This is a genomic window from Oscillibacter ruminantium GH1 (assembly GCF_000307265.1).
GTDB lineage: Bacteria > Bacillota > Clostridia > Oscillospirales > Oscillospiraceae > Oscillibacter > Oscillibacter ruminantium.
Window position 1 is genome coordinate 137,769 of the sequence record NZ_DF158896.1, and the last position, 11,388, is coordinate 149,156.

The 11,388-nt window shown below is 49.4% G+C and carries 11 protein-coding genes; all 11 read left to right on the forward strand.

Translation table 11 applies throughout. The annotated features are described in order from the left end of the window. Positions 1 to 20: 20 nt before the first annotated feature. The 11 genes from ON16_RS00740 to ON16_RS00790 are packed head-to-tail and all read left to right on the forward strand — an operon-like array spanning position 21 to position 10,675. Entirely contained in the window at positions 21 to 1,808 is a 1,788-nt protein-coding gene (locus ON16_RS00740) for a hypothetical protein (RefSeq protein ID WP_040658600.1), read from the forward strand. Positions 1,809 to 1,832: 24 nt separating this feature from the next. Continuing rightward, positions 1,833 to 3,200, forward strand: a complete 1,368-nt coding sequence (locus tag ON16_RS00745) for an NDP-hexose 2,3-dehydratase family protein (RefSeq protein ID WP_040658601.1) — start codon at positions 1,833 to 1,835, stop codon at positions 3,198 to 3,200. A gap of 1 nt (position 3,201) precedes the next feature. Continuing rightward, a complete protein-coding gene (locus tag ON16_RS00750; RefSeq protein WP_040658603.1) occupies positions 3,202 to 4,170 on the forward strand; it encodes a Gfo/Idh/MocA family protein in 969 nt (322 codons plus the stop codon). 25 nt (positions 4,171 to 4,195) lie between these two features. Beyond that, positions 4,196 to 5,155, forward strand: a complete 960-nt coding sequence (locus ON16_RS00755) for a glycosyltransferase family 2 protein (protein WP_040658605.1) — start codon at positions 4,196 to 4,198, stop codon at positions 5,153 to 5,155. Positions 5,156 to 5,193: 38 nt separating this feature from the next. Further along, positions 5,194 to 5,754, forward strand: coding sequence for a dTDP-4-dehydrorhamnose 3,5-epimerase (gene rfbC / locus ON16_RS00760; RefSeq protein ID WP_040658607.1), 561 nt, complete (start codon positions 5,194 to 5,196; stop codon positions 5,752 to 5,754). 2 nt (positions 5,755 to 5,756) lie between these two features. Then, positions 5,757 to 6,683, forward strand: a complete 927-nt coding sequence (locus ON16_RS00765) for an NAD-dependent epimerase/dehydratase family protein (RefSeq protein ID WP_040658609.1) — start codon at positions 5,757 to 5,759, stop codon at positions 6,681 to 6,683. Between the two features lies 1 nt (position 6,684). Continuing rightward, positions 6,685 to 7,866, forward strand: a complete 1,182-nt coding sequence (gene glf, locus ON16_RS00770; protein ID WP_040658611.1) for a UDP-galactopyranose mutase — start codon at positions 6,685 to 6,687, stop codon at positions 7,864 to 7,866. Beyond that, positions 7,856 to 8,260, forward strand: a complete 405-nt coding sequence (locus ON16_RS00775; protein ID WP_051131445.1) for a GtrA family protein — start codon at positions 7,856 to 7,858, stop codon at positions 8,258 to 8,260. Before glf ends, ON16_RS00775 begins: the two co-directional genes overlap by 11 nt. Continuing rightward, entirely contained in the window at positions 8,257 to 9,138 is an 882-nt protein-coding gene (gene rfbA, locus ON16_RS00780; RefSeq protein ID WP_040658613.1) for a glucose-1-phosphate thymidylyltransferase RfbA, read from the forward strand. The genes ON16_RS00775 and rfbA overlap by 4 nt, the downstream gene beginning before the upstream one ends. Continuing rightward, on the forward strand, positions 9,135 to 10,199 hold the full coding sequence (gene rfbB / locus ON16_RS00785; RefSeq protein ID WP_040658615.1) for a dTDP-glucose 4,6-dehydratase: 1,065 nt from the start codon (positions 9,135 to 9,137) through the stop codon (positions 10,197 to 10,199). Before rfbA ends, rfbB begins: the two co-directional genes overlap by 4 nt. Continuing rightward, entirely contained in the window at positions 10,196 to 10,675 is a 480-nt protein-coding gene (locus ON16_RS00790) for a COG2426 family protein (RefSeq protein WP_040658617.1), read from the forward strand. The genes rfbB and ON16_RS00790 overlap by 4 nt, the downstream gene beginning before the upstream one ends. Positions 10,676 to 11,388: the final 713 nt, after the last annotated feature.

The following is an 11,388-nucleotide window of genomic DNA, read 5'->3' on the forward strand; positions in this document are numbered from 1 at the left end:
ATAGAGGGTTGGAGGAAAAAATGAAACGCACTATTTTTCGGAATATCTTGATTTCTATAGTTTTTGCACTTTTGGGGTGTATGGCGTATTTGACAATGGACATACAGATGCAGACGGTGCGAACAGCCTCAGAAGAGGAGTACACAGATTCTTTTTTGGATGGACAGGTCTATGCGCAAGAGTTGTGGCTGAATCATACGCCAAACATACATGTTTCTGTCCTTCCGACGTATCAAGCGCCTGAGCCTGATTGCGGCGTCCGTTATACGCTGCAAACAGAAGAGGCGACCCGCACGGGTTTCATCCCTCTTGCTGAATTGTCGAACCATGCTTGGACAGCCCTGAAAATCAGTGTGGAGGATATGGGATATTCCGGCACAGCCCTTTTGACACTGGAAGCAGAAAACCTCAGTGAATCCAATAAGCTGGCCTTTCTAATTACCACCAACACAGTTCAGCCGCATCCCGAGCTGGCTTTGCAGAAGGATCACGTGGAAATTCCAAACGGAAGATTGGTTGTGGCCTATAAAGTCCTGGATTTTGAAAAACTGCCCAGCTGTTTTGCATTTCTTTTTGTGCTGGCCTTCTTTTTAATGATGGCGCTTCCAAAGCTACCACTTTTGTTTCGAAAGTATCCATTGGTCTTTGCCAGTGCGCTGGCTTTTGGTGGCATGCTGCTGGCAAATTGGGATGGTATACGTACCATTAATCCACACGTGAGTGTACAGCATCTGTTTAGCTGGCAAAATCTAGGGATTGTGCGACGCTCTTTTGTAGGCACGATATTGCAGCTATTCCACATTGATTTGGATTTAAACACGTATGTGTTGTTCGGACTTTTGACAATTGTCCTGATGATGGGCGTGGAGCTTTATTTTGTGTATAACAAGCACAATCTCGCCTATCGCGGGAAACTCGAAAAGAGCTTTTGGCTGTTTTTGTGTCTGCCGTTTTCCTTCCTGTCGTTTTTTGGCTATCATTTCTTTGCACGATTTGATCAAATGCTGATTATCTGCTTTTTACTGTCCTGCATTGCAGTGATAAAGGGGCGCGGCTTGATCGCTATCCCGCTGTTATCGATGATTGCGATCCTAATACATGAAATGTATCTTTCCGCATTTACGCCATTCCTTTTCATTTTACTGCTTTACAAGTGGTATGTATCCCAACAGAAAAAGGACTTGATCTGCCTAATCACAACATCTGTTGTCAGCGTAGGCGTGGGGGGCTACCTCAGCTTTATTAGTAAAACGCAAACCAACTTTGAGCAAGCATGGGCATATATTCAGGCTTTAGATGTAGCTGGCCTTGCGTGGGATTTCCCGTTACAAGTAAACTACTATGTCAACTCTGCCTCAGTCATTAAAGATGGATGGGGAACCCTTTTATCAGCAAAGGAAATCCCCGCAATGTTTTTAACTGGAATCGTTTTGCTTCCGATTATTGTCCTTACCGTGTGTTGGATCAAGGCGTACTGGTCACGGCAGAAGGATTTGTTTGGCCGATTGATTGTTTTGCTGTTTCCCTGCACGGTTGGCGCGCTGGGGATCAATATGATTGCCATGTGTGATTGGGGACGACTCTTTGTTATGTATGGCGTGGGCGTATATTTTTCATTTGTCACACTCTGGAGTATCGACCCCAAAAACGTTCAAGCTGCGACAGATGCAGTGTGGGGAAGCGTTTTGCAAAAATACGGAAAACACACATTGCCCGCTCTGTGCGTTGTATATCTGTTGCTGACTGTCTTGGCAGGCGGTGCAACCAGCGGCAGCCTTTACAGCTTTTTTAACGTACTGCTTCGATAGAAAAATAAAAAGAGAGGAAAAACCATGCTGAGCTTATTCAACTCATGGGGGAATATTGGCCAACCGCTTGATACGTTCGACCATATCCTCTCCTGGATCAATCAGCGCAACCAGGCGGTTCAGGTGGACATTCGCAAAATCCCCTATGAGCAGGAGACACTCTGGCGCTATGACGAAGCCACCGGCACCATTCACAATCCCAGCGGCAGCTTCTTTTCCATCGCGGGCCTGAAAAAGACCGGGGAGGACTGGGAACAGCCCGTCCTGCTTCAAAATGAGATCGGCTATCTTGGTATCCTTTGCAAAGAATTCGACAATGTGTTATACTTTTTGATGCAAGCAAAAATAGAACCGGGCAATGTAAATTGTGTTCAGATCTCTCCCACCATACAGGCCACCAAAAGCAACTTTACCCAGCGCCACGGCGGAACCAAGCCTCCTTATCTGGACTATTTTCTCAATGCCGAGCAGCATGAGATATTGGTGGATCAAATCCAGTCCGAGCAATCCTCCCGCTTTTGGAAAAAGCGCAACCGAAATATCATTGTCTGTGTGGAGGAGGAGGTGGAGGTTCTGCCTTCCCACCGCTGGATGACCCTGGGGCAAATAAAAGCGCTGATGCGCTATGACAATCTGGTGAACATGGACACCAGAACGGTACTCTCCTGCATCCCCTTCTGCCAGATGACGCCGGATGCGCCGACCCTGGCGGCGCTGGAAGCACAATTCACCGACAAAGCGCTGTTCCGTTCGATATTTTACGGAGACGGCAGGAACCACCTTCCCGAGCTTTATCGCTGCATCAACAACTACAAGATGTTTGATGAGACCCAGTATCAGTTTACCCCCCTGATGGACTTACAGCACTGGCGGATGCACCACGGCGAATTCGTCTGTGACCGACCTTGGCCCTTTAAGGTGGTGTTTTGTGACATCGCCATTGAGGGGCGGGAGGTCAAGCGCTGGACCCAGCCTCTTTTTGAGGCGGTGGGGATCGCAACCTTCGGCCTCCTTCTGTGCGAGGTAGACGGCGTGTTAAAATTTGTGGTGCGCCCCCATGCGGAGCCGGGCTGCTTTGACAGCATCGAGCTTGGGCCTACTGTACAGTGCGAGGCAGGGGAAGCCCTGGCTGACGATGCCGTCAGCCGGCTGTTTGCAGACAAGCTGTCACGGAAGGCAGACGTACTCTTTGATGTGCTGCTCTCCGAGGAGGGCGGGCGATTCTATCACGAGCAAAACCGCAATGTACTCATCCGGGTCTCCCGAGAGGAGATGGGTACGCTGCCGCCGGATTGCTTCCTTGTGGATTTTAAAACCCTCAACCACCTGATTCAAATCAACAATACGGTCAATATTCAGCTGCGTAATCTGCTGTCCGTACTGGAGGCGTGAGATGGAAAAAATTCGAATCGGCATTTTAGGCACCTCGGAAATCGCATTCCGGCGGTTCCTCCCGGCGCTGGCGCAGTGTCCGGCCTTTGAATATGCGGGCGTTGCCTCCCGCACGCCTGAAAAGGGAAAGCCCTTTGCAGATGCTTACGGCGGCGTAATTTATGAAGGCTATGAGGCCCTGCTGGCGGAGGATAGCATTGCCGCAGTGTATCTGCCTCTCCCCCCGGCATTGCATTATGAGTGGGGGAAAAAGGCGCTGGAAGCAGGGAAGCACCTCCTCATGGAAAAGCCGTTTACCACCGATGCGGCGGACACACAGGAGCTTTTGAAACTTGCGGAAGAAAAGCGCCTTGCCGTACACGAGAACTATATGTTTTTGTATCACGCCCAGCTTGACGCCATTGAAAAGCTGGTAGCGGACGGGGAAATCGGAGAGCTTCGACTCATCCGCGCAGCCTTTGGCTTTCCCAAGCGCGCGCAGACCGATTTTCGCTATAGCAAAGCGCTGGGCGGCGGCGCGCTGCTGGACTGCGGGGGCTATCCGGTGCGGCTGGCGGCCCGGCTGCTGGGAGAGACCGCCCGTGTGACGGCCGCGCGGCTGAATCAGCCCGCGGGGTATGACGTGGATCTCTACGGCAGCGCTACCTTGGAAAATGAGTCTGGTCAGGTGGCGCAAATTTCCTTTGGCATGGATAACAGCTATAAATGCGAGCTGGAGCTGTGGGGGAGCGAGGGCTGTCTGACGGCAGACCGCGTCTTTACCGCTCCAGCAGGCTTCGCCCCGGTGATCACCCTGCGCACAGCCCAGGGTGTGGAGCAATTCACTCTCCCGACAGACGACAGCTTCTTAAACTCCATCCAGGTCTTTGAGCAGGCAATTAAGTCGCCTGAACTTCGGGCAGAGCAACTGGCTGCGATTGAACGGGAAGCGGTTTTGACACAGCATCTGGCGGCACTTGGCCGAGGATAAGAGAAACGAGAGGAAACGAGCGGGAATGAAAAAAATCAGTGTGACAATTCCGTGTTGGGCGGAGGAAAAGAGCGTCCGGCAGATGTATGAGCGCTTGACAAAGGTGTTTCGGGAGCAGCTTCCTCAATATGAGTACGAGATTATCTTTGTGGACGATTGCTCGCCGGATCACACCCAGGACGAGGTGCGCAAGCTCTGCGAGGAGGATAAGCGGGTAAAGGGCGTGTTCAACGCGCGGAACTTTGGATTTACCCGGAATGTATTTGAAACGCTGACCTATGGCAACGGGGATGCTACCTTCATGCTCTTTGGCGATTTGCAGGACCCACCGGAGATGCTGCCGAAGTTTGTGGCGGAGTGGGAAGCCGGCCACAAGGTGGTGGTAGGGCAGAAGACATCCAGCAGAGAAAACCCGCTCATGTATTTTTGCCGCTCTGTGTATTATAAAATTATTGAAAAAATGTCGGATTCCAGGCAAATCCAGCACTTTAACGGCTTTGGCCTGTATGATCGGGCCTTCATTGATGTGATGCGGCAGATCGACGATCCCATTCCATACCTAAAAGGCATTGTGTCCGAGTTTGGTATGAATCTCAGCGTTATCCAATATGAGCAGGCTGCCAGTCTGCGGGGGAAGTCCGGCTTTAACTTTTTCAAGTATTATGACGTTGCCATGCTTGGAATTACCTCTTACACCAAGGTTCTGATGCGAATCGCAACCTTCATCGGCGCAATTTTGGGGATTTTCAGTGTTTGTCTGGCAATATTCGTGCTGATTACCAAGCTGCTAAACTGGAATGCCTATCCGTACGGCACGGCGTCCATTTTAATTGGCGTGTTCTTTATTGGCGCGGTCCAGCTCTTCTTTGTAGGCATTTTGGGCGAGTATATATTGAGCATCAATACCCGCAGTATGCGACGGCCCCGGGTCGTGGTGGGGGAGAAGATCAATTTTGAAAGCACACAAACAGGAGATTTACAATAATCAATGCTATCATCACACAAAAGACAGGAGGAATCCCCGTGCAGGTAACAAATTTAGAGCTGCCTGGAGTAAAACTTATTATTCCAACCTATTTTGATGACAACCGGGGTTATAGTGCAGAGGCATACAACGACAGAACATTGCGAGAGTATGGGATCAACGATCGTTTTATTGTTGACTACATTTGCAACAACGAAAAAGAAAACACTGTTCGCGGTATTCATTTTCAAAACAATCCTCATCCGCAGGCGAAGTTGGTGCGCGTTCTCCAAGGAGAGGTGTTGGATTTCATTGTGGATTTGCGCAAGAATTCACCAACTTATAAGCAGTGGATTACTCAGGTACTTTCCTACGAAAACCGCAAACAGCTCTATTTACCCAGCGGATATGGCCACGCTTATATAACCCGCCAGCCAAATACTGTTGTCCTCTATAAATTTGATGATTACTACGACAGAGAGTTAGTGCGCGCCATTCGCTGGAACGATCCGGAGATCGGTATTCCCTGGGGTATAGAAGCCCCCGTCTTGTCCCCCAATGACGAATCCGCCCCGTTCCTGTGTAACAGCGATGTAAATCTTACTGTAGGAGAAAATTAGGAATGGAAATTAAGACTGCCATTGTCACTGGTGTCAGCGGCTTTATCGGAAAGGCTGTCGCAAAGAAGTTGTTAGGCCAGGGCATTCAGGTGTTTGGTGTCTGCACGAAGATTGAGAGCGTATCAGACTTAATGGAGAATCCTCAATTTATATGCATTCAAGCTGCTTTTGAACAGTATTCGCTTCTACTTGAAAAAATTCATGAACCCGTTGATGTGTGGTTTCACTTCGCATTCCAAGGCGGCTTTGGCAGCGAAAAGTTACGAGACTACAACTTGCAGTTGGACAATGCAAAATACACCTGTACTTCTGTCGAGATCGCCGCGCACCTCAAGGTGAAAAAGTTTATTTTTGCCAGTACCGTAAACGAGTTGGAGTCTCTTGGCTATTTAAATAATGGATTTGTAGCCCCACGTTTTACTTGCATCTATTCTGCTGGAAAACTCGCAACGGAGATCATTGGAAAGACGATAGCGGTTCACTCTGGTATTGATTTTATTTCAGGATTGATTGCAATGCCTTATGGTGAGCAAAATTATGCAAGCAGCTTGCCGAATGTTGTCATGAAGCAGTTGAATTCCGGTATCATACCACAGTTAATTATGGGAAACAATTTATATGATTTGGTCTATATCGACGATGTTGTGGATGCTTTTATTGCGATGGCCAGCGCGGGGCATCCTTTAAAATCATACTATGTCGGACACAGGTCTCTAAGAACATTTCGAGAGCTTATGGAAACAATACGTGATACGGTTGCGCCTAAAAGTGATTTGAATTTTGGAGCGTATCCCGATGCACCCGAATTGGACTACTCCCTCATCGACCTCGATGCACTCTTCCGCGACACTGGCTTTGAGTGCCACGCTGATTTCAAAGAGAGCATTCTCAAAACCGCCCGATGGCTAAAAGAAACGGAGAAAAACTAACATGCGCGACATCATCGTAATCGGAAGCGGCTTTTCCGGCAGCATTCTGGCCCGCCGCATTGCGCAGGAACTGGACCGCAAGGTTTTGGTGGTGGAAAGCCGCTCTCATATCGGCGGAAATGCCTATGACGAGGTGGATGAACACGGTATCCTGGTGCAGAAATACGGTCCGCATTTCCTCAATACCAACCACTTCAGCACCATCCAATTTTTAATGCAATATGCCCCGCTTTTTCCCCACTGCGCCAAGCTGTTGAGCTTCATTGACGGCAACTATGTCCGCCTGCCCTTTAATTTTCAGACAATGCAGGAGTTGTTGGGTCCGGAAAAAGCGGAGCCCCTCCTTGCAAAGATGCGGGAAAGCTTCGCCGGTCGGGATCGTGTGCCAATTTTAGAGCTGGTAGACCACCCGGACCCGCAGGTACGGGAATACGGCGGACTGCTGTTTGAGAAGGCCTATCGGACCTATACTTCTAAAATGTGGGGCTTACCGCCGGAAAAGATCGACAAATACGTGCTGGACCGCGTACCCATGGCCATGAACTATGATGAGCGGTATTTGAACAAGGATTTTCAGTATCTTCCCGTCAACGGGTTTCACGAAATTTTTGACCAAATGCTGGATCATCCCAACATTGAGCTGCGGCTCAACACAGACGCGATGTCCCACATTACACTGGACGAGACTTCTAAGACCGTATGCTACGATGGCGTTTCGGTCTCTTGCTTGATTTTTACCGGTGCCATTGACGAGCTGCTTGGTTATCGCTTCGGTGCATTGCCTTATCGCTCTTTGGACATCCGGTATGAATATCACCCCGACAAAAAGCGGGTCCAGCCTTGCGAAATTATTTCTTATCCCCAGGCAGAGGGCTATACCAGAAGCACGGAATACCGCCAGATCATGCAGGATGACGCAGCCGTGCAAGGCACAGTGGTGGCAACGGAGTATCCGTTGACGTTTGACAAGGACGCAACCGTGGGGAACATCCGCTATTATCCGGTGAATACGGCGGAGAGCGACGTGCTGTACCAGCGGTATCTCTCCGCAGTGCACGAGTACCAAAACATTTTCCTGTGCGGGCGCTTGGCAGAGTTCAAGTATTACAACATGGACATTTGCATTGAACACGCGCTTGCGTATTTTGAAAAAGTGAGGGACTATTTAGAGCATGATGCGTAAGCTGCTGGACCTCGTCAAAAAGCACCGGGAAACGGTGGACTATCTCTTCTTCGGCGCATTGACCGTGGTGGTAAACACGGTGCTCTTTTTGGCGTTTGACGGGCTTTTAAAAAATGAACTGGCCGCCAACACCCTTGCCTTTTTTCTGGCGGTACAGTTTGCCTACATGACAAATACCAAATTTGTTTTCAAGGCCAAGTTCACCAAACGCAATTTTTTACAGTTTTGGAGCATGCGCATCGGCACCATTTTCATTGACAATGGCGGCATGTGGCTCTTGTTGGCTTTTGGTATAAATAAACTGGCGGCAAAATGTGCGGTCAATGTACTGGTCATCGTTTTAAACTATATCTTCAGCAAATTCTTCATCTATAAAAAGGAGATAGAGAGATGAAAGGTATCATTCTGGCGGGCGGCTCCGGCACACGGCTGTACCCCATCACGCGAAGCGTTTCCAAGCAGATGCTGCCCATTTACGACAAGCCCATGATCTATTATCCGCTCTCCACGCTGATGCTGGCGGGGATTCAGGAGATCCTTATCATTTCTACACCCCGGGATTTGCCCATGTTTCAGGAATTGCTGGGCGATGGCTCGGACTATGGTTTAACGTTCGCCTACGCAGTGCAGGAGCAGCCCAACGGTCTGGCCGAGGCGTTTTTGATTGGCGAAGCGTTTATCGGGAACGAGCAGGTGGCGCTGGTCTTGGGAGACAATATCTTCTACGCCAGAGGCTTTTCAGAGATGCTTCAAAATGCCCGGGAGCGCATCTCTTCCGCGGGGGGCGCAGTCATTTTCGGCTATCAGGTGTCGAATCCAAAGTCCTTTGGCGTGGTGGAATTTGACAAGGACTGGAACGTACTGTCTCTGGAGGAAAAACCGGAGCAGCCCAAGTCCAGCTATGCCGTTCCGGGCCTCTATTTCTATGACAACAGCGTGGTGGAGATCGCCAAAAACGTGCAGCCCTCCGCCCGGGGAGAGCTAGAGATCACGGCCGTCAACAACGAGTACCTCCGAAGAAGCAAGCTGAAGGTCCAGCTGTTTGGCCGCGGCATGGCTTGGCTGGATACCGGTACCCACGAAAATCTGCTGGAGGCTGCCGACTTCGTTTCCATCGTGCAAAAACGAACGGGGATGTACGTCTCCTGCATCGAGGAAATTGCTTACCGGAAGGGCTTCATTGGGAAGGCGCAGCTGCTCTCTCTGGCGGAGCCCATGCTGAAAACGGACTATGGCAAATACATCCTGCGGATTGCGGAGGAGAAGCAATGAAAAATCTGTTGGTTACCGGAGGCGCCGGCTTTATCGGCAGCAACTTTGTCCACTATATGCTGGTGCACCACAACTACAAGCTGGTGAATCTGGATGCCCTTACTTACGCCGGGAATATGGAAAATCTCAGCGGCGTGGAGGGCAACCCCAACCACATTTTCATCAAGGGCGACATCTGCGATGAAGCCTTGGTGTCCAAGCTGTTTGCCGAGTATGATTTTGACACGGTGGTAAACTTTGCCGCCGAGAGCCATGTGGATCGCAGCATTACCCACCCGGAAATCTTTCTGAATACCAACGTCCGCGGCACGCAGGTGCTGTTGGAGGCGGCAAAACGCCACTGGAGTCTTGAGCCGGACAATAAGCATTGCCGGGACTATCGTGAGGGTGTCAAGTATTTACAGGTCTCCACCGATGAGGTGTACGGTGCTCTGGGAAAGACCGGGATGTTCACCGAAATCACCCCCCTTTCGCCCAACAGCCCCTATTCCGCCTCCAAAACCAGTGCGGACTTGTTTGTCCGTGCCTATCATGAGACCTTTGGTCTGCCGGTAAATATCACTCGCTGCTCCAACAACTATGGCCCCTATCAATTCCCCGAGAAGCTCATTCCACTGATGATCAACAACTGCAACTGCGACAAGCCCTTGCCAGTCTACGGAGACGGAATGCAAATTCGTGACTGGCTCCATGTTTCCGACCATTGCAGCGCAATTGATACCGTCCTCCACAAGGGTAAGGTAGGGGAGGTATATAACATTGGCGGCAACAATGAAAAGGCAAATATTGAAATTGTGAAGTTGATTATCAAGACCTTGGGCAAGGGGGAGGAACTCATTCAGTACGTGCAGGATCGTCCCGGCCACGACCGCAGATACGCCATCGACAACACAAAAATTACCACCGAATTGGGCTGGAAGCCTGCCTATACTTTCGAGATGGGTATGGCTGAAACCATTCAGTGGTATTTAGAGCACAAAGACTGGATGGAGCATATTACAACTGGGGGCTATCAGAATTATTACCGAGAGATGTATGAAAGGGCGAAAACCATCCTATGATTTTTAGCTTTACAGCCACATCGGTAGGAAAATTTTTGTGCACCTTTCTTATCTCTATGGCTCCCATTATCGAGCTCCGTGGTGGGCTACCCTACGGGATTGCACAGGGGCTGGATTATCCGTTGGCACTGATGGCGGCCATCCTTGGAAATATGGTGCCTGTTCCATTCATTATCGTGTATATTCGTCACATTTTTGCGTGGCTTCGTAAACGCAGTAGCTGGTGGGATGAAAAGATTGCCAGGCTGGAAAAAAAGGCCCATCTAAAAGGCCGAATTGTACATAAATACAGCGCAATTGGCCTTTGCATTTTAGTGGCGATTCCGTTGCCGGGAACAGGCGCATGGACGGGAGCACTGGTAGCAGCGCTTTTGGATATGCGGCTAAAAAACGCCATTCCATCTATCTTTTTAGGTGTTTGCATTGCAGCGGGAATTATGACCGCTGTGACAACTGGTATTATTCATATTTTATAATTTTGAGTCACTTAGTGTTGCGAAGCGTCAGGCGGTGTTCCAACTCTCTCAAGCCTATTTTCCCCTCAACATGCTGCTTCTCTGTGACCTAGATATTCTTCTTTCGTGCTGCATTTGACGAGCCCATTGAGGAATTATGAGACCAGCGAGTTCCTGCTGATCAACAGTGGGCACTTTGTGGAATGAGTCTGTTTTTGCGCGGCGGTACGCTAGCGGCATTGCCTTGGGATTGATGCTCTGCATACCCCGAGCCAAAATCCGGCACAAATTGCCAGCATGATTTGCTCGAGGGTGTGTAGCCATTTGTCTCCATTTTGTTTACCGCGGCAGAGAAATCCTCTGGAACTGCAGGAGTTATTTGAGAACAATTTGTGCAAAAAACTGCCTGAAAACAAGGAAAATAAGCAATATTTTGAACCTGTAAAAACCATAAAAGCGCTGGCCGGGCATGGGCAACAACTCCATGGTCGATGCTAGCGCGACGATTGCTGTTCCCGTGACGCCGAATAAAAAGTAAAAAATTCAGTAAAATTTAACTATTAGAAGCTGCAAATTAGTTACTTTCTCAAAAATAGAACAGGGATCATGTCATTTTAGGGAAAATTCCGATGACGTGATTCCTGTTTTTTATTTTGAGAAGGGTTCTCGTATGCAAAGCAGCAGGAAAAGATAACGTATAATATAGGACCTGTTGACAAATCCCGCCTGCTTAC